This is a genomic window from Paenibacillus flagellatus (assembly GCF_003217775.1).
GTDB lineage: Bacteria > Bacillota > Bacilli > Paenibacillales > NBRC-103111 > Paenibacillus_AB > Paenibacillus_AB flagellatus.
This window is the reverse complement of sequence record NZ_QJVJ01000003.1, coordinates 590,478-616,793: the sequence shown is the minus strand read 5'-3', so window position 1 is coordinate 616,793 and position 26,316 is coordinate 590,478. Positions and strand designations below refer to the sequence as shown.

Genomic DNA, 26,316 nt, shown 5'->3' with positions numbered 1-26,316 from the left:
GCTATTCGGAGGAGGCGTAGGGGAAGCGGACGATCGCTTCCGTCCCGACGCCTTTTTTGCTAATAAATTCGAGTCGGCCCTGCATCACCTCGATAATGCGGAACGTGACCATCAGGCCGAGCCCGGTGCCTTTCGTTTTGCTCGAGAAGTACGGCTCTCCGAGCCGGGACAGCTCGTCTTCGTCCATCCCGTGACCGTTGTCGATGACGCGGACGACGACATCGTCGAGCTCCCGGTAGGCGCGAATCTCGATTTTTCCTTCCCCGTTCAACGCCTCGATGCTGTTTTTGATAATGTTGACGAACGCCTGCTTCAGCTTCGACGAGTTGCCTCGGACATACAAGTCGTCCTCGACGTCGACGCGAATTTCCCCCCCTTGCAGATGGGCCATCGGTACAAGAATGCCTTCGATATGCTCGAATTCGTCGGACAAGCGAAGCACGGTCACGTCGTCGAGCTGCGGCTTGGCGAATGTCAAGAAGTCGGTGATGATGCCGGAAGCCCGGTCGAGCTCCTCCAGCGCATATTGCAAGTACGCTTTTTCCTTGCCGTCCCCCTTTTCGCAGAGCAGCTGGATAAACCCTCGGGTCACTTGCAGCGGATTGCGCACCTCGTGTGCGACCGATGCGGCCAGCTCGCTGATGATTTCCATCTTCTCGTGCCTTTGCAGCCGGTTGTTGTACAGCTCGAGCTCCTTCGAATGCCGGAGCACCCGCTCGTGATCGTTCGCAAACCTTCGCGCCAGCACGACGATGAACGCCAAGACGAAGCCGAGGACGGCCCACTTCCACAAGAACAGCTCGTAATTGAGCGATCGCGCGTAAAACCAGACGAGCTCCCCCGCCCCCGTAGCCGCGAACAAACCGAACCCCGCCGACATAATAATCGCGTCCGTATGGCCGCGAAACGCATGAACGGCGGTCACGCCGACGAGAACGGCCAGCTGGACGACCATGACGATGCCGAGAACGGTAACGGTGAAAAAGTAGTACCAGCTCATAAAACGGGTATCGGTCAGCTCGTTGAACAGCATGAAGGCGACGCAGAACGCCGAGTAGACGACCTGAAATTGACGGAGCCGGGCGAGCAGCGACGATCTGCCCGCATCGAGCGTCTTCTCGATGAACAGCAGCAGCATGGGCAGAAACAAAAACAAAGATAAGTCGAACGAAACGAGAAACAGCTTCCCGTACGGCGCGAAGTAGGTGTAAGGCAGCGGGGTGTAGGACGCGACGAGCACCCCGGTCGTCAAGATGACGAGCGCGAGCGAGATCCATCTCGGAAGCTGGGATTTCCTCAAAAAGATCGAGCACACCAGCATGATGGCGGCGAAAAACGCGAGCGAGCCGCCCAGCACGATGTCGATCGCATCGTTGCGGTAAAACGAAGAGAGCCGTTCGTCGTATTCGGCCACCTCCATCGCCCGATGCAGGCCGAGCCGGTCGCTTTTGGACGAAATTTTCAAGTAATACGTCCGATCCGTTTCGCTCCGGTCCAGCGGAATGGCCAGCTTGTACACGTCGTACGAGTAGTCGCGGTCCGACTCGAACAGCTTCCGTTCGCCGGCGAACAGCTCGACGCGGTGGGCGTACAGCTTGTCGACGAACAGCCCGGGACGTCTCCACTCGGACAGCTGGGCTGCGGGAAGCTCGAATTTCACCCAAGCGTCGACCGCGCCGTCCGGCTGGTCCGGTAAGGGATCCCCCGCCTCGAGGCGCGTCCAGGCTCCGAGCGCATCCGTATTTGCAGGAGGCGAATCGGTGTCGGGACGCGTATCCCATCGAAACTCCCAATGCGCGATTTCCGCATGCGCGCCCGATTCGCCGTGCGCGAGGGGAGGACCGAGCCAGAAGGCAAGATGGAACAAAACAAGGACGACGAACGGCATATAGCCGACCCGCCCTTTGCGGGGCAAAGCTTTCATCACGAATCAACACCTCGAACCGGCAGCCGATAATTGGGTATACGTTCCTAAAACGATATTTCGACAAAGGTCGAGCAATTCCTTCCATATGACGTCACGTTGCGGCCGGTTCGTCATGAAATTTGGCGCGCGTCTAATGCGCCCGAACGAAAGGAAGGCGCCCGCCGTTTCCGGGACGAGCCGAAAACGTTGCGGGCGCCTCTCCGGGACGCGCGTAGCGTCCGTGCGCAGCTTATTGCACGCGGACGGCCGTGCCGCTAACGGCTACCATCAGCATGCCGTCGCGGATCACCTCGTAGTCGATGTCGATGCTCACGATCGCGTTGGCGCCGTAGCGGGACGCCAGAGAGCGCATTTCCTCGAACGCCATGTCCCGCGCTTCCTTCAGCTTGCTTTCGTAAGCGCCGGACCGGCCGCCAACGATATCCGTGATGGAGGCGAACAGATCGCGGACGATATTCGCGCCCATAATCGCTTCGCCCGTTACGACCGATATGTACTCCAAAATTTGTTTGCCCTCGATTGAAGGCGTCGTGGTCATGATCATGCGTCGATTTCCCTCCATTGGGTTCTTATGCCTTTCCCAACTTATGATATACTTTTCTGTGGACTTTAAAAAGAAAAATATTCGCGAAAGGTGGACGCCGATGCGCGGGCTGGCCATTTTGCTTTCGTTTCATTTCGCCGGATTGCTCGTTCGCCAGCTGCTGCATGTTCCGCTGCCCGCCAACGTCCTCGGCCTCGTGCTGTTCGTCGCGTCGCTGTTCGCCGGCTGGGTGAAGCTCGAGTGGGTGGAGGAAAGCGCGCAGTTTTTGCTGCGCCATATGATGTTGTTTTTCGCGCCGTTTATCGTCGGGACGATCGTGTTTTTCCCGGTTATCGCCGACCAGGCGGTCGGAATCGGACTCAGCCTCGTGCTCGGGACGCTGCTTGTGCTGCTTGTCACGGGTAAAGTAACCGACCTGCTGTCGAACGGAAAGGAGGAGGAGCGCGATGAACGGAGCGGCATGGTGGAATGACCCGCTGTTCGGCGTTACCGCGACCGTCGTCGCCTATGTCGCCGCCCTGAAGCTTCACGCGCGCTGGCGCCGGCTGCATCCGCTGTTCGTCTGCTCGGCGGCTCTCGTCGTCCTGCTGATGGCAAGCGGCATCCCGTACGAGTCGTACCGCAGAGGCGCGGACTTGCTCGTCTTCTGCCTCGGACCGGCGACGGTCGCGCTCGGCGTGCCGATGTACAAGCATGCGCTCCGCTTGAGAAGGCGGCTGCGCGCCATCGTCGCGGGCGTCGTCGCCGGCAGCCTGTGCGGCATGACGAGCAGCGCCTTCTTCGTCTGGGCCGCAGGCGGCTCGAAGGAGCTGTGGCTGACGGCGCTGCCGAAATCGGTCAGCTCGCCGATCTCGATCGAGATCGCGCGGCAGCTCGGCGGCATCCCGGAGCTCGGGGCGGTGCTGACGGTGCTCACCGGACTGCTCGGCAGCATGGTCGGCCCGGCGTTTTTGCGCGCCGTCGGCGTGCGCGACGACGTGGCGCTCGGCGCCGCGATCGGCACCGGCTCGCACGGGATCGGCACGGCGCGCATCATTCGCGAGTCGGAGCTGCAGGGCAGCGCGGGCGGGCTGGCGATGGGGCTCGCCGGCATCGTCACGTCGGTGCTGGCCGTGCCGCTATATTGGCTGCTGCAATAGGGCCGCCGGGCCCGCATTGCCCGTCGGGCGAAGAAGTTAACAAAACGTTTACCGTCGGAAAACGCCCCCTTAATCCGGCTTTGCTACGCTAAGGCCGTAACGCCGATAAAGCATAAGCCGGATACAAGGAGAGGATGGTCATGGATACGGGAAGTCATTTGCTGTTCGGCGCCACGATCGCGGGACTCGCCTGCGTCGATCCGGTCGTCGCGGCCCGTCCGGAGCTGGCGCTGCCGCTCCTCGTCGCGACGACGATCGGCTCGCATGCCCCGGATTTCGATGCGGTGGCCCGGCTTCGCGGTTATTCCGCCTATATTCGAGCGCACCGGGGCGTCACGCATTCGCTGCCGGCGCTGGCCGTCTGGCCGCTCGTCATCGCGCTGCCCGTCGCGCTGGCGTTCGGCGTCGGCGAGTTCGCGCTTCATCTGTACGGCTGGACGTTCGCCGCCGTCTGCCTTCACGTGCTGCTCGATTTGTTCAATGCGTACGGCGTGCAATGCCTCCGGCCGTTTTCGCGGCGGTGGATGCATCTGGACGTGCTGCCGCTGTTCGATCCGTTTCTTGCCGTCCTGCATGCGGGGGCGCTGCTCGCCTGGGCGCTGACGGATGTTGAGCCGACGTCGTTGTTCCCGGCCGCTTATGCCGCAACGTTCCTCTATATCGCCCTTCGCGCGTATCAAAAGCGTCGTGCCGCCGCGCGCATCCGGCGCCGTCTGCGCGTTCGCGGGGTCGTCCATCTGCTCCCTTGCATCCACTGGTTCCGGTGGCAGTACGTGCTGGAAAGCGACGACCGGTATTACACCGGGCAGCTGCTGTACGGCCGCGTAAGTCCTCACGAGACATACGGAAAAGAAGCCGAGCATGCGGTCATCGAGGCGACGAGGGCGACGGGCGGGGTGCGGGCGTTTCTCCAATTCGCCAAGCACGTTCACGTCAGCTTCGACGAGCGCGAGGACGGCTACGAGGTCCGTTGGCGCGACGTCCGCTTTTGCTATGACCGGAACATGCCGTTCGGCGCCGACGTCCGGCTGGACCGGCAGCTGAACGTCGTCAGCGAATCGGTCGGCTGGCGCAAAAAAGCTTGGGATCCGCCTTACGTATGAACGGGAAGTCGGCTGGGGCGGCATCGTTCAAGGTCAAAAAAAGCGGAAAACGCGAATACGGCCGATGGCCGCATGTCGCGTTTTCCGCTTTCGGACGACGTTCCGTTGTGCCGGATATCGACATTTCAAGCAGAAAAGCTTCGAATCGTGTAGAATTAGTGAGCGTGCTGCTTCATCGCGCGTTCGAGGCCGTTCCAGCCCAGCAGCGAACAGTTGTGGCGCGCTCTCAGCTTGTGGATGCCGGACAGCGCGAGCGCGTCGCCGAGCTCGTCTTCGTCTTCGGGCAGCTCGCCGTTTTTGATCATGCCGTTGAACAAGCCGATGAGCCGCTGCGCCTCCTCGAACGTTTTGCCTTTGACGAGATCGGTCATCATCGAGCACGACGCCATGCTGATCGAGCAGCCTTCGCCTTCGAATTTAACGTCCTTAATTTTTTGATTGTCGTCCACCGTCATATACAATACCATTACATCGCCGCAGGTCGGATTTTTATATGGGAATTGGATCGAGCCTTCCCCTTCGAGCTTTCCTTTGTTGCGGGGGTTTTTATAATGATCCATGACGATTTGTTTGTACAAGTTCTCCAACATGCTTCTTCACCTCGCGTTCGGACAATCGGAATGGTCGATCATTCCTTTTATTTTACACCAAAACGTCCGGGAAGAAAACAAGGGAGCCGGACGCTCCGCGGCCGATCCGCCTAACGCGGAGACGGCCGGGGGCGCGTCGCGGCCCGTACTCAGCCCTCGCCGGCTTCTCGTCCTTTCGGGCTTGCCGGCATGGCGGCGACCGATTCGAGATCTTCGACGTGGTCCGTCAAGGCGAGAAGCTCGTTGTTCGTAAACGTTTCGTGGCCCAAATCCTCGCGATATTCGGGCTGCTGCTCCCGGGTCATGGCGCTCCTCCTCGCTCGTTCGAAAAATGGGTACGCCGGCCGGCGGCCGGCGCCTCCTCTTGTTGTGTCCATCGAGGCTTCTTCTATGCGCGTTTCGCGGCGGAGGAGCATGATTTCGGCCGCTTCGGACAAACTAACGGACGCAAGCTTATCGATCCGAGGAAGGGGGAGCCGGGATGCAGTTGAAAAACCAGGACCTTGCGGTCATCAAGCAGGCGCTTAAAGTGGCCATGGATAACGAGCGAAACGAACAGGCGTCCTACAGCTACCGCGAAGTGCTGGCGAAGCTGGCCTACGCCGACGAGAAGGAGCGGGATGAAGCGCCCCTTCTGAACCGGGACGGGTTTCGCTACGATTACGACGACGCTTCCGATGTTTGAACTTTTCCCGGGAAAGCGCAGGAACCGACAGCAGCCGAGTTTTTTCTTTTCGGAATAGTCTGAACATTCTATCGAAACCGACAAAATCCAACCGCCCTCGAGGCGGTTTTTTACGCTTTCCGCGCTAATTCCGCTGGCGGACGGTTTCGGATTTCTCTTGCCGCGACCCGCTCTGTCGATCCGATTCGTTGTTGTCATGCGAACGTATATTCTGTACAATGAGACGTAACGAAACGGATTTTGACGGCGAGGGGAACGCGAACATGAACAAGCTGACCGGGAAAGTATCCTCCATCGAAGAAATGATCGGACTTATCCGCAATACGCCGGAGCTGATGAGCCAAGTGACGTGCTGGCATACGATTCCGCCGCGTCCGGCCTCGTACGCCGACTTCCCTGAGACGATCGAGCCGGCTCTTCGCGAGGCGCTTGTCGGCAAAGGGATCGAGCGGCTCTATACGCATCAGGCGGAGGCGTTCCGCGCGGCGGAGGCGGGCAAGCACGTCGTCGCCGTAACGCCCACCGCGTCGGGCAAGACGCTCTGCTACAACTTGCCGGTGCTCAACCGGATTTTGCGCGACGACAGCTCCAGGGCGCTCTACTTGTTCCCGACGAAGGCGCTCGCCCAAGACCAGGTCGCCGAGCTGCACGAGATCGTGAACCGGATCGGCGCGGACATCAAGACGCATACCTACGACGGCGACACGCCCCCGACGGTCCGGCAGGCGATCCGCAACGCCGGGCACGTCGTCGTGACGAACCCGGATATGCTGCACTCGGCTATTCTCCCCCACCATACGAAGTGGGTGAAGCTGTTCGAGAACATCAAGTACATCGTCATCGACGAGCTGCACAGCTACCGGGGCGTGTTCGGCAGCCACGTCGCCAACGTCATCCGCCGGCTGCGGCGCATTTGCCGGTTTTACGGATCGGACCCGCAATTCATTTGCGCCTCCGCAACGATCGACAATCCGCGGGAGCATGCGGAGAGGCTCGTCGGGGCTCCGGTCGAGCTCGTCGACAAGAACGGCGCGCCCGCTGGGGAGAAGCACTTCGTTTTCTATAATCCGCCGGTCGTCAACAAGCAGCTCGGCATTCGCCGCAGCAGCGTGCTCGAATCGCAAAAAATCGCGGCGTTCCTGCTCCGCAACGATATCCAGACGATCGTATTCGCGCGCAGCCGGGTGCGCGTGGAGCTGCTGCTCACCTACTTGCAGGAGCTCGTCCGGGACGAGCTCGGAGCGAAGTCGATCCGCGGCTACCGGGGAGGCTACTTGCCGAAGCAGCGCCGGGAAATCGAGCGCGGGCTGCGTTCCGGCGACATTCGCGGCGTCGTCAGCACGAACGCGCTCGAGCTCGGCATCGACATCGGCCAGCTGCAGGCGTGCGTCATGAACGGCTATCCCGGCTCGGTCGCCAGCACGTGGCAGCAGTCCGGACGGGCGGGGCGGAGGCAGGAGAGCTCGATTACGTTCCTCGTCGCGAGCAGCAATCCGCTCGATCAGTTCATGATCGAGAATCCGAAATATTTTTTCGAGCGGTCGCCGGAGCGCGCATTGATCCAGCCGGACAACCTGATCATTTTGCTCGACCATGTGAAATGCGCCGCGTACGAGCTGCCTTTCGAGCAGGGGGAGTCGTTCGGGGACGAGCCGCTCGAGGAGCTGCTCGACTTTTTGGCCGAACAAAAAATCGTGCACCGGGTGAAAGGGCGCTGGTACTGGATGGAGCAGTCGTTCCCCGCGCACGACATTTCGCTTCGCTCGGCGGCCCAGGAGAACATCATCATCATCGACATGTCGAACGGAAGCCGGGTGATCGGCGAGGTCGACCGGTTCAGCGCGCCGACGCTCGTGCACGAGGAAGCGATCTATATTCACGAAGGCGTCCAATACCAGGTCGAGAAGCTCGATTACGAGGAGAAGAAAGCGTACGTGCGCGAGGTCGACGTCGATTATTTCACCGATGCGAACTTGGCCGTGCAGCTCAAGGTGCTCCATACGCACCGCGAGCAGTCGATCGGTCCGGCGGAGCGCCGCTTCGGCGAAGTGACGGTGAACGCGAAGGCGACGATTTTCAAAAAAATTCGGCTGCGGACGCACGAGAATATCGGCTCCGGGCCGATTCACCTGCCCGAGGAGGAGCTTCACACGAGCTCGTATTGGATTACGTTCGGGGAAGAGGCGACGAAGGACTTCAGCGCGAACGATTTGCAGTACGCGCTGCTGGGCTTGTCCAACGTGATGGTCCATTTGGCGCCGCTGTACTTGATGTGCGATCCGCTCGACATCCGCGTCGTGACGCAGGTGCGCGCCGTCCACGACAAGCTGCCGACCATTTTTTTCTACGACCGGTATCCGGGCGGCGTCGGGCTGAGCGAGCGGCTGTACGACGTCCATGACGAGCTGATCGAGGAGGCGGCGCGGCATATCGCCGGTTGCGGCTGTCTGAGCGGCTGTCCGGCTTGCGTCGGGCCGATCGAGGAGGTCGGGCTTACCGGCAAATCGTTGGCGGTGCGGCTGCTGGCCGCCATGAGAGGAAGGGGCGATTCCGCATGAGCTCGCTCAAGGAACGGCTGAGCCGGCTGAAAAAAAGCGGGGACGGGGCGGACGGAGCCGCTGCGGGAACGGCGGACACCGCGCCCGTGACGTCTCGCGAGGCGGAAGCCGATACGAAGGGGCCCGGCGAGACGCTGGCGTTGGGGCCGGCGTGGGAGCGGCTGGGAGCCGCGGCTCAGGACAACGATCGGGGCTCGTTCGTCATCCGAAGGAGGCGCTATGCGCTCGACTACGCCCATGGCACGTACCGGCTCGGCGAGCTGTGCGGAACGGCGCACCGATTGGAGGCGCTGGCCGCGACCGGCGGGAAGCGGGGAAGCCGTACGGGTCGAGCCGGAGATGCGGCGCGGTCCGGCGGCGGTACGATCCCGTCCGTGCGGCACGACCGGCTGTTGTTTCTCGATACGGAGACGACCGGCCTCGGGATCGGGGCGGGCAACGTCGCGTTCATGGTCGGCATCGGCTTCTACGAATCCGACGCGTTTGTCGTGGAGCAGCTGTTCATCCGCAATCCGGCCGAGGAGGCGGCGATGCTGCATCATTTGCGAGAGCGGCTGGCGGAGCGCGACATGCTCGTCTCGTACAACGGCAAAAGCTTCGACTGGCCGATATTGAAAAACCGATACGTGCTCAACCGGCAAAAGGAAGGAGCCGCCGATCCGGTCCATTTCGACTTTCTGTACCCGTCGCGGAGTCTATGGCGCAATACGCTGCCGTCGTGCCGGCTCAGCTCGGTCGAACGGGAGCGGCTCGGCCTTACCCGGATCGACGACGTGCCGGGCTCGCTTGCGCCCGCCTTGTATTTTCAATATTTGGCGGAAGGCGACCCGGTGCTTCTCGCCGGCGTTTTCGAGCATAACGAGAAGGACGTGCTGACGCTCGCCTGCTTGGCCGTCCACTTCTCGAAGCTCCTCGACGAAGGGCTGCCTTCGGGCTCGGCGGCGATGGAAGCCGAGGAGGTATACCGTCACGCGCTCTGGCTCGACAAGCTCGGCCGCGCGGAGCTCGCCGACGAGGCGTACCGCGAGCTGCTCGGACGGGAGCCGGACGAGTCGGCGGACTACTGGCTGCCCGCGGCGGACTACTACAAGCGGAACGGGCTGTACGGTCCGGCCGTGGCGCTGTGGGAACGGCTCGTCGAGCGGAAGCGCCGCGCCCGCGTCGCACCGGTCGAGCCTTATATCGAGCTGGCGATGTATTACGAGCATCAGCTCAAAGATTTCGACCAAGCGCTGCGATACGCCGAGCAGGCGCTCGAGCGCGCCCGAGGCCGATTGTCGGCCGTCCGTCAGGAGCGGGCCGCGGCGGAGCTCGACGCGATCCGCAAACGGATCGATCGGCTTCGCGCGAAACGGGACGCCGCGGGCAATTCCGCGGACGGCGGACGGCGCGCGATGGCGTCGGCGCCGATGGCGTCCACGGACGTCGGCCGGTCGGCCGGTCGTCCGAAAGCGGCGCCGAACGGTCGCGGCCGACGCACGAAGGCGGAACGGGCGCCGGCCGTTTGGCAGGAGACGCTGCTGTAGGGCGGGTCGGCGTTCAAGCTTGCCGCACTTCGTACGCACAGCGATTGAACGATAGGACGAACCAGAGCGGAGGAACGGAATCGATGAACGCGAACGGGCGGACGACCGCCTTTTTGATCGATTTGGACGGCACGATGTATGCGGGGAACACGCCGATTCCGCATGCGGCGGCGTTTGTGGATCGGCTTCGGGAGCTTGCGCTCCCGTTTTTGTTCGTCACGAACAATTCGTCCCGCACGCCGGAGGCGGTCGCCTCCCATTTGCGGGAAATGGGCATAGCGGCGGAGCCGGGGGAGGTCGTCACCTCGTCGCAGGCGACGGCACGCTACGTCCTCGAACGGGGACGCGGCCGGCGGGTATACGCGATCGGGGAGGACGGACTGAAGCGCGCATTGGCGGAGGCGGGTCTCGAGCTCGTCGAGGACGAGCCGGACTTCGTCGTCCAAGGCATCGACCGCGACTTTTCGTACCGAAAGCTGGAGGCGGCGGTCCGGTTCATCGCCGCCGGCGCGGAATACGTGCTGACGAATCCGGACCGGCTGCTGCCGTCCGACGGGAAGCTCGTTCCGGGCGCCGGCGCCATTTCCGGCTCGATCCGGGAGGCGCTGTGGGTCGAACCGACGGTTATCGGCAAGCCGTCCGACCGCATTATGCGCTTCGCGCTGGAGCGGCTCTCGGCCGATGCGGACGTATGGGCCGTCGGCGACAATCCGGCGACCGATATCGGAGCGGGCGTCGCGGCGGGACTGCGGACGGCGCTCGTGCTGACCGGCATCGCGACGCCGGACAACGCCGCGGAGGCGATCGCCGCGGCGGGCGTGACGCCCGACCTCGTCTGCGGCAGCCTGCTCGAGCTGCTGGAGAGGTTGAAGTTGGGCCGACAAGGGTAAGCTGATACGGAAAACGCCAAAAGAAGGAAATCGCCATGCCAGAGCTTCCCGAAATGGAAACGTACAAAACGCTGCTGAACCAAACCGTCGTCCGCCGGCCGATCGAAGCCGTGGACATTCAGCGGGAGAAGTCGATCAACGTGCCGCCGGACGAGTTCGTCCGGCGCGTCCGAAACCGCGCGATAACCGTCGTCGAGCGAAGGGCGAAGCATTTGCTGTTCGTGCTGGACAGCGGGGACGTCCTGCTGCTTCATCTGATGCTCGGGGGCTGGATGTTTTACGGCACGGAGCGGGACAAGCCGGACCGGACGACGCAGGTCGTCCTGTCGTTCGGCGAGCGCAGCCTTTATTTTATCGGCCTGCGGCTCGGCTACTTGCACGTCCTGACGATGCAGGAGGCGGCTCGCAAGCTCGCCGGACTCGGGCCGGAGCCGCTGGAGCCGTCGTTTACGGCGGAACGACTGAGGCAGCTGCTCGGGCGCAAGCGGACCGCGCTCAAGCCGACGATGACCGATCAGAAGACGATCGCCGGCATCGGCAACTGCTATGCCGACGAAATATGCTTCGATGCGCGCATTTTGCCGACGCGCAAAATCGAGACGCTCGCTCCGGAAGAGTTCGCGGCGCTGCACCGATCGATGAACGACGTGCTGCGGGCGGCGATCCGCTTCGGCGGGTATATGGAAAATCCGCTCTTTCCGGGAGACGCGCTGACGGGCGGCTTCGACAGCCGCTGCGCCGTCTACGACAGAGGCGGGGAGCCGTGCGTCCGGTGCGGCCGGCCGATCGTCCAGGAGGAGCTCGCTTCGCGAAAAGTGTTTTATTGCGTTCATTGCCAACGGTAACGGGAGGAACCAGATGCTGTTCGGAGCCCATGTCAGCATACGCCACGGCTACGCGGAAGCGGCGAAGCTCGCCCGCCGCATCGGCGGCCGGTCGTTTCAATATTTTCCGAAAAATCCGCGCAGCCTCGCGCTGAAGTCGTTCGACCGGCGCGATGCGGAAAGCTGCGCCGCCTTTTGCCGCGAGCACGGGATGCAATCGATCGCGCATACGCCGTATCCGACCAATTTGGCGGCGGACGCCGGGGAACGCCGCAGCGTCGTCGTCCGCTCGCTGCTGAACGACCTGGAAATCGCCGACGCCTGCGGCTCCGTGGGCGTCATCGTCCATTTCGGCATTTACAAAGGAGCGGAGCCGCTCGACGGATACAAAAACATCGTCGCCACGCTGAACGAAGTGCTTCGATCCTGGTCCGGATCGGCGATGCTGCTTATCGAGAACCAGTCCGGCGAGCACGCCCGAATGGGAATGACGTTCGAGGAGCTCGTCGGGGTTCGCAACCTGTGCGCGAAGCCGGAGCTTGTCGGCTTCTGCCTCGATACGTGCCATGCGTTCGCGAGCGGCTTATGGAGCGGAAACGACTGGGACGAGGTGGAGGCGAAGGGCGTCTCGCTCGGCTACTTCGAGCATTTGAAGGCGATCCACTTGAACGATTCGGTTTATCCGAGCCGATCGTACAAAGACCGCCACGCCAATATCGGCAAAGGGGAAATCGGTGCCGAGCCGTTCCGCCGCCTGTTCGCCTCCCGGTACGTCCAATCGCTGCCGGGGGTGCTGGAGACGCCGGTTGCCGAGGGCCGGTCGCATGCGGAGGAGATCGCGTTTTTAAACGAGCTTGCATCGTCCCGCCCAGGATGATCGCCGGTTAAACGCGTCTTGTCGACGGCCGGGGAGAGGCTTTTTGCATCAGGGGGAGGAGAAGCGGTTGATCGATTTGTTTTTGGACGACGCCCGTCCGTGCCCGAAGCGGTTTACGCTGGCGAGAGACGCGGCCGAATGCATCGAGCTGCTGAAGACGTGCGACGTCCGCGTCTTGTCGCTCGACTACGATCTCGGCTGGAATGAGCCGACGGGTTTGGAAGTCGCCCGATACATCGCGACGGAGGGGAACTATCCGGCCGTCATTTATTTGCATACGTCGAGCCCGTCCGGTCGTCAGCAAATGTTTCAGATGCTGTACGCGAACAAGCCGGCCCGCACGCGTCTCGTGAACGGGCCGATGCCCGACGACGTGAAGCGGCGGATCGCCGAAGGAAATTTCGTGGTGGAAAACGGAACCGGGGATGCGCTACAATAGGTAAGGTTTACCTAGTCGCAAACTTGGGGAAGGCGGGGACGTATCGTGATCCGGTTGGACGATATTTATTTTATTCGCGGCGAACGGACGATATTGGACGACGTTCATTTGCATATGAAGCGGGGCGAGCATTGGGTCGTGCTCGGCAAAAACGGCTCGGGGAAAACGACGCTGCTCGAGCTCATCACGGGCTACCTATTCCCGAGCTCGGGGAAAGTTCGCGTGCTCGGCCAGCCGTACGGCGAAATCGACCTGCGCGAGGTGCGCAACCGGATCGGCTATATCAGCCAATCGCTCATGGAGAAGCTGACGCTGCGCGACCCGGTATGGGAAGTGGTGGCGACCGGGGAATACGGCTTTTTGCGGTTTTATCAAGACATCCCCGACGAAGTGAGGCGGAAGGCGCTCGACCGTCTGGAACGGGTGCGGCTGCCTCATGTGGCGGACCAGCCGCTCGGCACGCTGTCGCAGGGCGAACGCAAAAAAGTGATGCTGGCGCGGGCGCTCATGACCGACCCGTCCGTCCTCATTTTGGACGAGCCATGCTCGGGGCTCGACTTGTACGAGCGGGAGCTGCTGCTGCAGGACATCGAGTCGCTCGGGAAATCCGACGAGTTGCTGATGGTGTACGTCACGCACCATATCGAGGAGATCGTGCCCGTATTCACGCATATCGCGTTGATGGACCAAGGGAAGATCGTCGCGCAGGGCGAGAAAAAGCAAGTGCTGACGGAACAGCTGCTGCGGGACGCTTACCAAGTGCCGGTCGACATTCAATGGATCAACGATCGGCCGTGGATTCATGTTATTTAATGCCGTTTATTATTCGCATCATGAAATGATTCGTAGCGAGGTGTACCGATGAGCGATCGTATCGATTCCGCAGCGGGATCGCGTTTTGTCGTCACGTCCAATCACGGCTTCTCGGCGTACGCCCAGGACGAGCTGCGGGCGCTCCTGCCGGGGACGAAGTTCGACGAGCTCGTCCCGGCCGAGGTGTACGTCATGCGCAGCCCGCAGTCCCGGAACGGGACGATTCGCGCGGTTGCGGCGAAGGAGCCGATATTCGTCCGACATCTGCATCCCGTCGATGCGGACGTGCCGACGTCGGGGACGGCGGAGGATATGGCACGGCTTGCCGCCGCGGTCGAGGCGGCGTACCGAGAAGTCGCAGTCGTCCCGGCTCACGGAGCCGAAACGGAAACGGCTTCGGCATCGACGGTCGCGGTACAAATCCGCAAAGCCGAATCATTCGATGGAGACTATACGCCTGCCGAGCTTCGCGACGCGGTCGCATCGTCGCTGCGGGAAACGTTCGGCGTCGAGACGGTCGTAAAGGACTCCGATTGGATCGTTTCCGTGTTCCTTGCTGCGGAGACCGCCTATATCGGCGTCTCGACCGCGGCCGACAACTTGTCCGATTGGGCGGGCGGGGCGATCCGGTTCCGCAAGGAAGAAGGGCAAGTGTCGAGGGCGAAGTTCAAGCTGCTGGAAGCCGAGTACGCCTTCGGGCTCGACTTGTCGGCTTTCGCCCGATCGCTCGACATCGGCGCCGCTCCCGGCGGATGGACGTCGCTGCTGCTCGAGCGCGGGTCCGAGGTGACGGCGGTCGACCCGGCCGATCTTCATCCGGACCTGCTCGGCCATCCGAATTTGACGTATTTGAAGCGCAACGCGGGCGACGTGGCGTTCAAGCCCGACTCGTACGACTTGCTCGTCTGCGACATGAGCTGGAGTCCGCGGCAAATGGTGAAGCTGATCGTTCCGCTTCTCGCGGCGCTCCGTCCCGGAGGGACGGCGATCGTTACGCTCAAGCTGATGCACGGCAAGCCGTTCCAGACGGTGAAGGACTCCGTCCGGGCGATGCAGCCCGCGATGGAGCTTCGCAAAGCGAAGCAGCTGTTCCACAACCGTGACGAGCTGACCGTCTATTTGCAAAAAAAGTTTGAAAACGCTGAAACGTTGTGATACTATAGTCGTCAAACAGATTCGCAAAAATCGATGAAGAGGAAGAGTAGACGCTTCCCCCTGTTCCCAGAGAGTCGGCGGTATGGTGCGAGCCGATGTGCAGACGGCGTCGAAAATCACCTCGGAGACGGAACCCGAACGCAAGTAGGGAACACGGATTTCCACCGTTACCAGGAACGGCATATGATGGTATGCCGATAGGAAGCGCCGTTGCTTCGTCGTCCTGCTAGCGGATCGACGTATCGCACGGAATTAGGGTGGTACCGCGAGAACGCTCTCGTCCCTTAGGGATGAGGGCTTTTTTTGTTTTTCAATACAAAGCGATGAGGTGGTTTACATGGGGATTACCAAGCATTAGTCGGCTACGAGGACGTCGTGCAGGCGAAATTCCGGCTGAACGGCCGCGTTCACCGGACGCCGCTCGTCCATTCGCAAACGTTCAGCCGAATGGCGGGCTGCGAGCTTTACATGAAGATGGAGAACATGCAGCGCACCGGCGCTTTCAAAGTGAGAGGGGCGATGAACAAAATCGCCAGCCTTACGCCGGAGGAGCGCGCCGCGGGTGTCGTAACCGCGTCGGCGGGCAATCATGCCCAAGGCGTGGCGCTCGCCGCCGCACAGGCGGGCATCCGCTCGACCGTCGTCATGCCGACGGGCGCGCCGGACGCGAAAGTGTCGGCGACGGAGGAGTACGGCTCGACCGTCGTGCTGCACGGCGCCACCTATGACGAGGCGTACGAGCATGCGACCCGGATCGCCCGTACGGAAGGGGCCACCTTCGTGCACGCGTTCGACGACCGGCACGTCATCGCGGGACAAGGAACGGTCGGTATCGAAATCGTGGACGATTTGCCCGATGTCGACGCCATTCTTGTCCCGGTCGGAGGAGGCGGCCTTCTCTCCGGCATCGCGCTCGCCGCGAAGACGGTACGTCCCGACATCCGCGTCATCGGCGTGCAGCCGGAAACGGCGCGCTCCGGCTACGATTCGTGGCGGAACCGCGCGATCAGCCGCGTCGAGAAGCCCGTTTCCGTCGCCGACGGCCTGCTCGTGAAGCGTCCGGGCGACCTGCCGCTCCGCATGATGCTGCGCTATGTCGACGATTTCGCGCTCGTGTCGGAGGAAGAAATCGCGGCGGCGATGATCATGCTGCTGGAGCGGGCGAAGGTGCTCGCGGAAGGGGCGGGCGCCGTCGGCTTGGCCGCCGTCCTGAACCGCTCGCTCGGCCTGGAAGGGAAGCGCGTCGCGCTCGTCTTGAGCGGCGGCAACGTCGACCTCGTCCGGTGGGCGAACTCGCTGACGCCGAAGACGCTCCATCACGCTTAAGCGATCCCTTGAAGGAATAGTTCCGACGACGCCGAATACAATGAGCAACGAACGGTTGGTGGAGGCGGGATTCGGACATGAGGATGCGAAACGCCGCGACCGGCTTGCTTTTCATGCTGGCGGCGGCCGGTTTGTTCGGCTGCGGCGGGGCGTGGGAGCAGGTGCGGGACGGAGCGGACGAAGCCGTTGCGGTCGAAGATGTCGCCGGCCCGGACTTGACGGCCTCGCCGGAGAAGCCGGAGCCGGCGCAGCCTTTATCGGAATGGGGGGCGTTGACGATGACGGATCGCGAATCGCCGAGCGGGTACGACGGGTGCGTACGAACCGAGGCGGCGGTCGAAGACGGGGATCTGGAAAGGGAATATGTCGTCCAAGCGGCGGTTGCGACGCTATGGAGCGAGCCGGGGCGAAACCGCTTGAAGGACGAACCGGCATTGGCGGCGGCCGTCGACATGAAGCGGTGGACGGCAAGCATGACGCTGCAGGAGAAGCTATGGCTCGTCGGCAAGCTGGAGACGCAGGCGTTGTACGGGCAGCGGGTGAAGCTGCTGGGGACGTCGGGGGAATGGGCGAACGTGATCGTACCGGGCCAATCGACTTCGCGCCATAAGGAAGGCTATCCGGGCTGGATGCCGATGCGGCAGCTTGCGCCCCGACAGGACGGCTGCGCGATCGAAGCGTCCTCTCGTCCGGTCGCCGTCGTCAAGACGAAATCGGCCGTCCTGTATGACGATCCGGCCGGGATGGCGCCGTTTCTGGAAGTGAGCTTCAACACTCGGCTCCCGGTTCGCCGCGAGTCGGACGGCGCATACGTCGTGGCGACGCCGAGCGGAGAGGAGAAATATTTGCTTCGATCGGACGCGACGATCGTCGCACCGGACCGGCCTCTCGAACCGCCGACGGGAGAGCGGCTCGTCGAAACGGCGAAGCAGTTTCTCGGCTTGCCGTACTTATGGGCGGGCGTGTCCGGCTTCGGCTTCGACTGCTCGGGTTTTACGCATTCGCTGTACGGCTTTCACGGCATCGACATCCCGCGCGACGCTTCGGATCAAGCGAACGAAGGGACGGCGGTCGAGCGCGGCTCGCTGCAGCCGGGCGACCTTGTTTTCTTCGCGCGCGACAACGGCAAAGGCAAGGTGCATCACGTCGGGATGTACGCCGGCGGCGGCCGCATGATCCATTCCCCGAAGTCGGAGCGGTCGATCGAATTCGTTTCGCTGGATGCGCCCGACTATGCGAAGGAATACGCCGGAGCGAGGCGCTATTTGCGGCCGGACGCAACGCCGTCGGGCTACTGAATCGTCGTAAAGGAGGCCCGCGGGCCTCCTTTTTTTGCCGACATCCTGCTCACATATACAGCGAGGCGAGCAGGATGCCGAGACTTTGCTCGTATATTTCGGGGAACTGCGAGAGCGGGAGCGGGTTGACCCCGCGGCCGACCTCGATCGTAAAGCCCGGCCGGCGCCAATCCTGGATGAACCAATCTTTGTACCCGGCAAAGCTGTTGATCGTACGTTCGGGCGTATAGCCGCTGACGCGGGCGAATTCGTTGGCGATCGTCTCCGATTCCGGCGGTTCCAAGTTTTGAAATCCCCAATAAATGACTTGCCCCTGCGTGTGAAAGGCGAGCACGCGGTCGAAGTCGCTCTCCCTCGTCAGCTGCGCCATTGCGATCGATTCCGGCTCGGTAAGCGGGGTCGTTCCATGATAGTCGCGCGGAGACGGCTGCTGCGGCGCGCCGATCGTATCTTCCTCCCACAGCGCGGGGAACTGGTTGTTCAAGTCGACGCCGCGAATATTCGCTTTCCAGCCGGAAAAATCGGTGCTGCCCCCGTTGATTTGCAGGACGCTGCTGCGGTACGGCTCGGACGCCGGAAGTCCGCGTACGACGAGATCGACGCCGTCCGGGTTGACCATCGGCACGACCGAAAGGGTCGCCGTATCGTAAAAAGGCCCCATTTGCAAACCTCGAATGGCGCCGCGGTTCGTCAAGGCGAGCAAATATTCGTTCATCAATCGGACGAGCACCGGCGTCGTAATCCATTCGTTCGCGTGGAACGAGGCGTTGGCGTGCACCCGCTTCGCCCCTCGGCCGATCCGGAGCTCGGGAATGGCCTTGTTCATGACCGACGGCCCGATCGACCGGCGCCTCATGAACGGATACACGTCCGACAGCCGGTTCAGGTCGGCGATCAAGGCGGCATAGTCGTATGGCTTATTCGTATCGACGACGAACCAAGTGACGCGACGGGGAAGGCGGACGACTTGGCCGACGACGAGCCGCTCCGGGCGAACCGTCGGGTTGAGCAGCAGCAGCGCGTCGACGTTGGTTCCGCTTTGACCGGCCAGCTTCCAGAGCGAATCGCCCGGCTGGATCCGATAATCGATCGCAACGAAGCCGGGTACGTTCACCTCCGTTCCGGGAACGAGGCGGTTCGGGTCCAAATTCGGGTTCGAATCGACGACGAGCGGCAGCGGCACGTTGAGCAGCTGACTGTAATACCAGAACGAATCGTTGGGCCGCAAAAGCACTTTCATCGGGCTTCCTCCTTTCGGCAAACCTGTCTTTGCCAGTTTATGAGGAGAGCTTTTTCGATATGAAGAAGCGGCGAATGGAAAAAGGTGGTGGAAATGCCGTTTCTTATCGCGCTATAATGGGCGTAACGATCGGGAATGGGGGGAACGGATGAATCAGTTCGATCAATCGCGAGGGCCGATCGGCACCGTTGTCGGCGGGAGATACCGGATCGCGAAGGCGATCGGGGAAGGCGGCATGGGTACCGTTTTTTTAGCGGACGATTTGAAGCTGCCGGGCAAACGATGGGCGGTGAAGCGAACGCGCCCGTTCGGCGCGTCCGGAATGACCGCCGAGCACGAGGCGGCCGTGCTCATGAAGCTGGACCACCCGTATTTGCCGCATGTGGTCGATTATTTTCCTCCGGACGAAAATGGCTTCAGCCATTTGGTCATGGAATACGTGAACGGCGTTACGCTGCAGCAACTGTTCGAGCGGAGCGGGCGGCGATTGGAGGCGGCGGCCATGATCCGGTACGGCATCCAGCTGTGCGACCTGCTCCGTTACTTGCACGGTCTCGAAACCGGGCCGATCATATTCCGCGACGTGAAACCGTCCAACATCATGATCGACGCCGGGGACCACGTCCGGCTGATCGATTTCGGCATCGCACGAAAGGCGACGCCGGGCCGCGCGTCCGACACGGTTCCGCTCGGCACGATCGGCTTCGCCGCTCCGGAACTGCTCGAGACGGGGCGGTCGGACAGCCGGTCCGATCTGTATTCGCTCGGCGCGACGTTTTATTACGTGTTGAGCGGGGGACGATCGTACCAGGCGGAGCGGAAGCCGCTCGAGCTCGGAGGCGGGCTGACGGAGCGCATGCTGGCCGCGCTCGTGGACAAGCTGCTGGACGACCGACCGGAACGGAGGCCCGCTTCCGCGGAGGAGGCGCGAACGGCGCTCGAGCGCTGTTTGGAAGCGGGCAGGCCCGGAAGCGGAGCCGGCGGCGGGACGAGGCCGAGCGCCGGGTCCGGGGTTCCGCCGGTGCCGTCGGGACGGCTGCGAATCGCCGTGGGCGGCCTATATGCCGGAGCCGGCGCCACGTTTACGGCGCTGTCGATCGCCGCCTTGCTCGACGATGCGGGGATCGCTCATGCGGTCGCAGAGCATCCGCGAGCCCGTCCCGAGCTGTTCGGGCTGCTCGACGGGGACCGCCGAGCGCCCGACGGCTGCGGCCGGACGGCTGCCGGCGAAGCCTTACGGTGGATCGACGGGCTGGCCGAGTGGATCCCCGTTATTCCGGGGGTGGTCGCCGACGACTTGCGGGCCGGTTTCGCGAAGCGGTTGCTCCGCATCGACGCGGCCGTTACGATCGTCGATGCGGGAGATTGGGGCACGGGTCCGGTGGAGGATGTGGAGGAGCTTGTTGACGTGGCGGACATCGTCGTCGCCGTCGCGGATCCGCAGCCGTCGCGATGGGCGTCGCCCTCGACGCGCAAAGCCGCGGAAGCGCTCATGAAGCGCAAGGACGCCGGCCGGCGCGTCGAATTTATCGCGAACAAGGCGGTGCCGTTTCCGGGGGCGAAAGAATGGCTGGCTTCGTTTCCGGCAAAGCCGGCCGCGGTCATTCCGCACGTTCCGTACGAGACGATCGTCAGTTCGGCGTGGGAAGGACGGCTCGTGCAGCGCGATCCGGAGACGATTGCTCTGCTTCGAAAATCGCTTGGCGCTTGGCTGGAACGGACGACGGAACGGCATCGGATCGCCTCGGAAGGGAGGCGGGAAGGCTGGTTCGGCAAACTTTTTTTCGCACGTACTTGAAAAGATGGAGAAAGATGGTATATAATCGGAACGAATGCAATAATTGGGACAAGCGGAAGCACCGCAAGCTACGGTTTCGAACCGTCGTTTGCGGTGCTTTTTTGCTGTCCGCTGGAGGTGGGCCATGACGCGACGACAAGAAGCGGGATTGGCGATCGGCGCGGCCGTAGCCGGCATCGCGCTTGTCGCGGCGGGGATATGGAGCTGGTTGAGCGGATGAAGACGAACGGAAGGAGGCGGTCATCGGATGGCGGATAAGCTCGAGGTCGTCGTGGCGGACCCCGATACGACCTACACGGGGCATATGGCGGAGTACGTCCGCGAGTCCGAATGGGGCCGGAGGCTGATCCTGAAGCAGCTGTCGCGGGAAGAGCTGCTGCGCGACTACGTCGGCAGCCGGGCGGCGCATTTGTATCTCGTTCATCCGAGCTTCGACATTCGCGCATTAACCGGCGGCTGCCGGGTACGGTTATGCGAAACGGCGGGGGAAGCGGCCGACGATTCCTCGGGGCTTCCGGGTGTGCATAAGTACCAGCCGCTTCACCGGCTGTTCGGCCGTCTGCTCGAGCTGTACCGGAGCGGAGCCGGCGGAGGCGTCCGCCCAAGCGGCACGGACCGCTCCGAGGCGACCGTCTGCTCGGTCTTTTCGGCGGCGGGCGGCACCGGGAAGACAACCGTGGCCGTCCATCTCGCCAGGGCGTTCGCGGCCCGGGGGAGCCTCTGCCTGTACTGGAATATGGAGCTCGTACCGGGCTTCGTGTTCCCGCAGGAGGCCGACGCCGAGCTGGCCGCCCGGCTCGTGTACGATCTTCGCTCCGGGTCGGAGCGGATCGGCGAGAGGCTGCGCGGACTTATCGGGCGCGAAGCGGTTTCCGGCGCCGATTATTTCCCCGGCTTCCGGCATATGCGGGAGAGCCTCGAGATGAGCCGGGACGACGCCCGCCGTCTTGTCGGCGCGATCCGGGCGCTGAACCGGTACGACGCGATCGTGCTCGACCTGGAGGCGACGGCTCACGAGCGCGTGCTAGGCGCGCTCGAATCGAGCGACGCGATCGTCTGGCTCGTCAACGAGGATGACGAGTCTGCGGCGAGATCGGCCCGTCTGCTGGAGGAGCTCGGGCAATGGGGCGAGGCGGGCGCTTTACCGGATCGGGACCGAATCCGGTTCGTCTTGAACAAGCATGCCGGTGAATTGCCGGCCGGTCAGGCGTCCGCCGCGAAGTCGGGATTGGCGATCCGGGACAAGCTCCCGTACGTTTCCCGCTGGAAACGGATGCACGGATCGGACGGCCGGGTCGCCGAGCCGCTGTTCGCGGAGTCGGTCGCGCGTCTGGCGGACGCGCTTCGTCCGCCGAAAGGGGGCGAAGCCGTTGTCGGCCGATTCGATAGCGCGTCAGCTGCGCGAGCGGATTCGTGAGACGATCGATTTGTCCGGCTCCCATTCGGACGAAAGCTTCGTCCAAGCGATCGAGGAAACCGTGTTCCGGTACGCCGGCGAACGGTATTTGACCGCCAAGGAGCGGCAGACGATCGTACAGGCGATTTTTCATTCCTTTCGGGGGTTGGACGTGCTCCAGCCGCTCATCGACGATCCGACCATAACGGAGGTGATGATCAACGCGTACGACGAAATTTTTATCGAACGGGAAGGGAGGGTAGAGCTTTTCGAAGGCCGGTTCGAATCGGAGTCGAAGCTGGAGGACGTCATCCAGTCGATCGTCGCCAAAGTGAACCGCGTCGTCAACGAATCGTCGCCGATCGTGGACGCCCGGCTGCCGGACGGCTCGAGGGTGCACGTCGTGCTGCCGCCGATCGCGCTGAAAGGGCCGGCGGTCACGATCCGCAAATTTCCCGCGAATCCGCTTCGGATGGAGCATCTGGTCGCGAGAGGCGCGATTAGCGGGGAGGCGGCCGCCTTTTTGGCCAAGCTGGTGCGGGCGAAGTACAACTTGTTTATAGGCGGCGGAACCGGCTCGGGCAAGACGACGTTTTTGAACGCGCTGTGCGCCTTCGTTCCCGCCGACGAACGGATCGTGACGATCGAGGACTCGGCGGAGCTGCAAATTCGCGAGCTGCCGAACTGGGTCCGGCTCGAGACGCGCAACGCCAATACCGAAGGCAAGGGAGCGATCTCGATCCGCGACTTGATCCGCGCGTCGCTCCGCATGCGCCCGAACCGGATTATCGTCGGCGAAGTGCGCGGAGCGGAGGCGTTTGATATGCTGCAGGCAATGAACACGGGTCACGACGGCTCGTTGTCGACCGGCCATGCGAACTCGGTGCCGGATATGCTCAGCCGGCTCGAAACGATGGTGCTGAGCGGCGCCGCCCTTCCGGTCGAAGTCGTAAGGAAGCAGATCGGCGCGGCGCTCGACGTCATGGTCCACTTGTCCCGGTTCCGCGACCGAAGCCGGCGGGTGACCGAAATAACCGAATTGGTCGGAACGGAGCAGGGCGAATTTCGTCTGAACCCGCTGTTTGTATTCGCCGAGAGCGGGGAAGACGAGAACGGCTCGATCATAGGCGGCTTGGTCCCGACGGGGAATCGGCTGATCGGGGACGACAAGCTGAAGATGGCGGGCATCGAATGAACGGATTCGAAAAAAAGGAGGTGGCGGAAATGCGGATCGTCTGGATCGCTCTCGCGTCGGGAGCGGCCGCGTACTTTGCCTATGCGGGATGGCTGCGGTGGAAGCGGCCCGGAGCGTTCCCGAAGCCGCGGTTCCTCGCGAAGCTAACGTCCGTCGGCTCTCCGCCGGCGGGGCGGTCGGCCGAGGACGTCTGGCAATACGATCGGTATTCGATGTCGGCGGGCGAAACGGCTGCCGCCTGCGCGATCGCCGCAGCCGTGCTGTCCGCGATCGGTTTATTGTTTTACAAGCACGCCGCGGCGTGCGTCCTGTTGGGCTCGGCTTGCGTCTTCGTCCCGCGTCTCCGGCGCGGACAGCTGATCCGCAAGCGTAAGGAGGAGCTGCGGCGCCAATTCAAGCATGCGCTGTACTCGGTCTCGTCGGCGCTGTCCGCCGGCAAATCGGTCGAGAACGCGTTCCGGGAGGCGGCAACCGATTTGCGCATGCTGTATCCCGACTCGCGGGCCGACATGATCCGCGAGCTGGAGCGGATCAACCGGCGGACGGAGAACGCCGAGCCGATCGAGCGCTCGCTGCTCGATTTCGGCAGCCGGAGCGGCATCGAGGACGTCAAGCAGTTCGCCGACGCGTTCGCCGCCTGCAAGCGGACGGGAGGCGATTTGGTCGAAGTGATGCGGAGAACGTCGAACCTGATCGGCGAGAAAATGGAAATCGAGCAGGACTTGGCGGTGCTGATCGCCCAAAAAAAGTTCGAAGCGAAAGCGCTCGGGTTGATTCCGTTCGCGATCGTCGCCTTCCTCGCCTTCGGCTCGCCCGATTACATGGAGCCGCTGTACGAAGGAGCCGGTCGCCTCGTCATGAGCGCTTCGCTCGTTCTGCTCGGGCTCAGTCAATGGCTGGCGCTCCGGATCATGAGCATCGGAGCGTGACGGGATGGAACGATTGTTGAGAGTATTGGAGCCTTTGTCCGGCCAAATTGCCGAACGGACCCGATTGGCGGAACGGCTGTCATCCGGCCGGTGGAATTTGTACCGCAGCATGATCGCGCTTCACGGGGACGACCCCGAGATGAGGCATTCGAAAACGTATGCGGCCGACCTGGTGTCCGCGACGATGCTCGGCGTCGTCGGCTCGGTCGCGCTCGGCGCCGCAAGCGGCGGCGATTCGGCAGCGCTCGGAGCGGGCTTGGCTTTCGCGTCCCTCGTTCCGTTCGCGATGCTGAGCCGTTTGGAGCGGCGCGTCGCCGCGAAGCGCAGGAAGATCGTCATGGAGCTGCCCGAGCTGCTCAACAAGCTGACGCTGCTCGTCAACGCCGGCGAAACGGTGCAGGGCGCGATCGTGCGCTGCGCGGACGGCTACGCGTCCTCGGGCACGGGAGGACCGCTGGCGGACGAGCTGATCATGCTCGCCAACCGGCTTCGCAACAACGAATCGTTTCCGATCGCGCTTGAACGGCTGAACAAACGGTGCGGCGTCGCGGAGGTCGCGGTATTTTCGACGACGGTGCTTATGAACTACAGGCGCGGCGGGGAGACGTTCGTGCTGTCGCTTCGTTCGCTCAACCGCGATATGTGGGAGAAACGCAAAGCGATGACGCGCATCCTCGGCGAGGAGGCGTCCTCGAAGCTTATTTTCCCGATGCTGCTCATCCTGCTTGCGGTGATGGCGATCGTGGCGGCTCCTGCCGTTATGCTTATGGAATGAGGAAAAAGGAAGAGGGGGGAACGGGATGGGAATGGCGAAACGGCTCGCGATCGGATTTTGGAAAGACGAGGAAGGGATCGGCACGCTCGAGCTGCTGCTCATCGTCGCGGTGCTCGTCATCGTGGCGGTGGCGTTCCGCAAATGGATTTTATCGTTCATCAAGAAGCTGTTCGGGGAAGCGAACGAAGAGCTCGGCAGTACGGGCTCGAAAGATTGCTTGTCGACTCCGGACGCCTGTAAGGCGAATTGACGGGGATGAAAAGGCTTATCGGCGCTTCGCGGCGATTCGTCGGCTCCGACACCGGAAGCTTCACGCTCGAGTCGTCGCTCGTCTATCCGACGATTGCCGTCATGATCGTCTCGATCGTCTTCATGAGCCTGTTCGTCTACGGCAGAGCCGGGCTGTACCATACGGCCGCAACGGTGGCGGAGCGTTCCGCCTTCACCTGGGACAACAGCGGCAAAGATTGGGTGACGGGCGACGTGACGCCGAGCCGCAACGACGGCCTGTATTGGCGTACCGGAAGCGACGGGCTCGGCGGCCTGTTTTCGTTCGGCTCGGCCGGAGGGGTGAGCAAGGTCGGACTGCCGATCGCGGATGCCGAAGCGAGCTCCGGTACGGAAGCCGGACCCGAAGGAAAGCTGGCGAAGGCGGCGCACGAGCTGCCGGATTCGCTCGAGGGCGAGCTGACGTATCGGCACGGTCTGATCGACCGGGAGGTGACGGCGCGTCTAGGGCAAGACGGGCTGCTGCCCTTTCTCGCCAAGCGTTGGACGTCGTCGCGGATGGAAGCGGAAGTCCGTTCGGTCGTCACCGAGCCCGTCGAGCTGATCCGCAACGTCGATTTCGTCCGGACGTTCGTCGTACGGGTGAAGGATTTGATCGCCAAGCCGAAGGCGGAGCAGCAGCTTCCCGCTGCCGCCGAGCCGCCTCGGAAGCTCGCGTTTGCGAAGGCCGAGGAGGCGGCGACCTACATTCGAGGCGTCACGGGCGGCGTCAAAAAGCGGGTGTCGACTCCGTCGAACCGGGACCGGATGCTCGACGCACTCGATTCCGACGGCTTGATGCACGAAGTGAAGCTCGGATATACGGCGAAAAGCAAAGACGTGGAAGCCCAAATCGCCAAAGATTTGGAGCTGCTGCAGAACGGAACGGAGGTGAAGGGCGTCGTCTGGCACTTTTTTCGCAAAGAAAAGGACGGGAAAATCGGGCCGTCCAAGCCGCTGCGGCAGGCGCTTGAGAAACGCGGCATCATCGTCGTCATCCATTCCTGACGGGCGAAGGGGGG

General features: G+C 62.7%; 26 protein-coding genes and 1 other annotated feature. Of the genes, 21 read left to right on the top strand and 5 right to left on the bottom strand.

Features of this window, described 5'->3' with window-relative positions; genetic code table 11:
- Position 1 precedes the first annotated feature (1 nt).
- Both DLM86_RS09295 and DLM86_RS09290 read right to left on the bottom strand, forming a co-directional pair.
- Positions 2–1,924 carry a sensor histidine kinase gene (locus DLM86_RS09295; protein WP_110839698.1) on the bottom strand — a complete coding sequence of 641 codons (1,923 nt, stop codon included), beginning with the start codon at positions 1,922–1,924 and terminating at the stop codon, positions 2–4.
- A 232-nt stretch (positions 1,925–2,156) separates the two neighbouring features.
- On the bottom strand, positions 2,157–2,471 hold the full coding sequence (locus DLM86_RS09290) for a heavy metal-binding domain-containing protein (protein WP_110839697.1): 315 nt from the start codon (positions 2,469–2,471) through the stop codon (positions 2,157–2,159).
- Between the two features lie 100 nt (positions 2,472–2,571).
- On the opposite strand from DLM86_RS09290, the gene DLM86_RS09285 reads away from it, so the two are divergent.
- The 3 genes from DLM86_RS09285 (at position 2,572) to DLM86_RS09275 (ending at position 4,713) form a co-directional block, all read left to right on the top strand.
- Positions 2,572–2,943 (top strand): CidA/LrgA family protein, encoded by a 372-nt coding sequence (locus DLM86_RS09285; RefSeq protein WP_110839696.1) that lies wholly within the window; start codon positions 2,572–2,574, stop codon positions 2,941–2,943.
- Positions 2,918–3,610, top strand: a complete 693-nt coding sequence (locus DLM86_RS09280; RefSeq protein WP_110839695.1) for an LrgB family protein — start codon at positions 2,918–2,920, stop codon at positions 3,608–3,610. The genes DLM86_RS09285 and DLM86_RS09280 overlap by 26 nt, the downstream gene beginning before the upstream one ends.
- A gap of 140 nt (positions 3,611–3,750) precedes the next feature.
- Positions 3,751–4,713 (top strand): metal-dependent hydrolase, encoded by a 963-nt coding sequence (locus DLM86_RS09275; RefSeq protein WP_110839694.1) that lies wholly within the window; start codon positions 3,751–3,753, stop codon positions 4,711–4,713.
- Between the two features lie 155 nt (positions 4,714–4,868).
- On the opposite strand, the gene sufU is transcribed toward DLM86_RS09275, so the two are convergent.
- Together sufU and DLM86_RS32050 are read right to left on the bottom strand one after the other, a co-directional pair.
- The gene (gene sufU / locus DLM86_RS09270) at positions 4,869–5,303 is read right to left on the bottom strand and encodes a Fe-S cluster assembly sulfur transfer protein SufU (RefSeq protein WP_110839693.1); all 435 of its coding nucleotides are present in this window, start codon (positions 5,301–5,303) and stop codon (positions 4,869–4,871) included.
- A gap of 149 nt (positions 5,304–5,452) precedes the next feature.
- Positions 5,453–5,608, bottom strand: coding sequence for a hypothetical protein (locus tag DLM86_RS32050; RefSeq protein WP_158289409.1), 156 nt, complete (start codon positions 5,606–5,608; stop codon positions 5,453–5,455).
- Positions 5,609–5,784: 176 nt separating this feature from the next.
- Here DLM86_RS32050 and DLM86_RS09265 point away from each other — a divergent pair, with 176 nt between their 5' ends.
- The 11 genes from DLM86_RS09265 (at position 5,785) to DLM86_RS09215 (ending at position 17,694) form a co-directional block, all read left to right on the top strand.
- A complete protein-coding gene (locus DLM86_RS09265; RefSeq protein ID WP_110839692.1) occupies positions 5,785–5,988 on the top strand; it encodes a hypothetical protein in 204 nt (67 codons plus the stop codon).
- Between the two features lie 263 nt (positions 5,989–6,251).
- Positions 6,252–8,546 (top strand): DEAD/DEAH box helicase, encoded by a 2,295-nt coding sequence (locus DLM86_RS09260; RefSeq protein WP_110839691.1) that lies wholly within the window; start codon positions 6,252–6,254, stop codon positions 8,544–8,546.
- Positions 8,543–10,072, top strand: a complete 1,530-nt coding sequence (locus DLM86_RS09255) for a ribonuclease H-like domain-containing protein (RefSeq protein WP_110839690.1) — start codon at positions 8,543–8,545, stop codon at positions 10,070–10,072. Before DLM86_RS09260 ends, DLM86_RS09255 begins: the two co-directional genes overlap by 4 nt.
- Positions 10,073–10,155: 83 nt before the next feature.
- Positions 10,156–10,962 carry an HAD-IIA family hydrolase gene (locus DLM86_RS09250; RefSeq protein WP_110839689.1) on the top strand — a complete coding sequence of 269 codons (807 nt, stop codon included), beginning with the start codon at positions 10,156–10,158 and terminating at the stop codon, positions 10,960–10,962.
- Positions 10,963–10,997: 35 nt separating this feature from the next.
- Positions 10,998–11,807: an Fpg/Nei family DNA glycosylase gene (locus DLM86_RS09245; RefSeq protein ID WP_110839688.1), complete on the top strand. Its 810-nt coding sequence runs from the start codon at positions 10,998–11,000 to the stop codon at positions 11,805–11,807.
- A gap of 13 nt (positions 11,808–11,820) precedes the next feature.
- Positions 11,821–12,663 carry a deoxyribonuclease IV gene (locus DLM86_RS09240; protein ID WP_110839687.1) on the top strand — a complete coding sequence of 281 codons (843 nt, stop codon included), beginning with the start codon at positions 11,821–11,823 and terminating at the stop codon, positions 12,661–12,663.
- Positions 12,664–12,706: 43 nt separating this feature from the next.
- The gene (locus tag DLM86_RS09235; RefSeq protein ID WP_245954454.1) at positions 12,707–13,102 is read left to right on the top strand and encodes a cyclic-phosphate processing receiver domain-containing protein; all 396 of its coding nucleotides are present in this window, start codon (positions 12,707–12,709) and stop codon (positions 13,100–13,102) included.
- Positions 13,103–13,147: 45 nt separating this feature from the next.
- A complete protein-coding gene (locus DLM86_RS09230; RefSeq protein WP_110839686.1) occupies positions 13,148–13,915 on the top strand; it encodes an ABC transporter ATP-binding protein in 768 nt (255 codons plus the stop codon).
- Between the two features lie 48 nt (positions 13,916–13,963).
- On the top strand, positions 13,964–15,070 hold the full coding sequence (locus tag DLM86_RS09225; protein WP_110839685.1) for an SAM-dependent methyltransferase: 1,107 nt from the start codon (positions 13,964–13,966) through the stop codon (positions 15,068–15,070).
- Positions 15,071–15,094: 24 nt separating this feature from the next.
- Positions 15,095–15,358 (top strand) — a binding site (T-box leader).
- Between the two features lie 87 nt (positions 15,359–15,445).
- The gene (gene ilvA / locus DLM86_RS09220; RefSeq protein ID WP_110839684.1) at positions 15,446–16,396 is read left to right on the top strand and encodes a threonine ammonia-lyase; all 951 of its coding nucleotides are present in this window, start codon (positions 15,446–15,448) and stop codon (positions 16,394–16,396) included.
- 77 nt (positions 16,397–16,473) lie between these two features.
- Entirely contained in the window at positions 16,474–17,694 is a 1,221-nt protein-coding gene (locus DLM86_RS09215; protein ID WP_110839683.1) for a C40 family peptidase, read from the top strand.
- A 49-nt stretch (positions 17,695–17,743) separates the two neighbouring features.
- On the opposite strand, the gene DLM86_RS09210 is transcribed toward DLM86_RS09215, so the two are convergent.
- The gene (locus DLM86_RS09210; protein WP_110839682.1) at positions 17,744–18,934 is read right to left on the bottom strand and encodes a M14 family metallopeptidase; all 1,191 of its coding nucleotides are present in this window, start codon (positions 18,932–18,934) and stop codon (positions 17,744–17,746) included.
- Between the two features lie 148 nt (positions 18,935–19,082).
- On the opposite strand from DLM86_RS09210, the gene DLM86_RS09205 reads away from it, so the two are divergent.
- The 7 genes from DLM86_RS09205 (at position 19,083) to DLM86_RS09180 (ending at position 26,302) form a co-directional block, all read left to right on the top strand.
- Positions 19,083–20,732 (top strand): serine/threonine protein kinase, encoded by a 1,650-nt coding sequence (locus DLM86_RS09205; protein ID WP_110839681.1) that lies wholly within the window; start codon positions 19,083–19,085, stop codon positions 20,730–20,732.
- A gap of 247 nt (positions 20,733–20,979) precedes the next feature.
- Positions 20,980–22,149, top strand: a complete 1,170-nt coding sequence (locus DLM86_RS32685; RefSeq protein ID WP_245954452.1) for a P-loop NTPase family protein — start codon at positions 20,980–20,982, stop codon at positions 22,147–22,149.
- Positions 22,103–23,323, top strand: a complete 1,221-nt coding sequence (locus DLM86_RS09200) for a TadA family conjugal transfer-associated ATPase (protein ID WP_245954451.1) — start codon at positions 22,103–22,105, stop codon at positions 23,321–23,323. Before DLM86_RS32685 ends, DLM86_RS09200 begins: the two co-directional genes overlap by 47 nt.
- Positions 23,320–24,252 (top strand): type II secretion system F family protein, encoded by a 933-nt coding sequence (locus tag DLM86_RS09195; protein ID WP_245954449.1) that lies wholly within the window; start codon positions 23,320–23,322, stop codon positions 24,250–24,252. The genes DLM86_RS09200 and DLM86_RS09195 overlap by 4 nt, the downstream gene beginning before the upstream one ends.
- 4 nt (positions 24,253–24,256) lie before the next feature.
- Positions 24,257–25,027 carry a type II secretion system F family protein gene (locus DLM86_RS09190; RefSeq protein ID WP_110839679.1) on the top strand — a complete coding sequence of 257 codons (771 nt, stop codon included), beginning with the start codon at positions 24,257–24,259 and terminating at the stop codon, positions 25,025–25,027.
- 25 nt (positions 25,028–25,052) lie between these two features.
- Positions 25,053–25,277 carry a Flp1 family type IVb pilin gene (locus tag DLM86_RS09185; RefSeq protein ID WP_342773064.1) on the top strand — a complete coding sequence of 75 codons (225 nt, stop codon included), beginning with the start codon at positions 25,053–25,055 and terminating at the stop codon, positions 25,275–25,277.
- 5 nt (positions 25,278–25,282) lie between these two features.
- Entirely contained in the window at positions 25,283–26,302 is a 1,020-nt protein-coding gene (locus DLM86_RS09180) for a hypothetical protein (RefSeq protein ID WP_110839678.1), read from the top strand.
- The last annotated feature ends 14 nt before the right edge of the window (positions 26,303–26,316 follow it).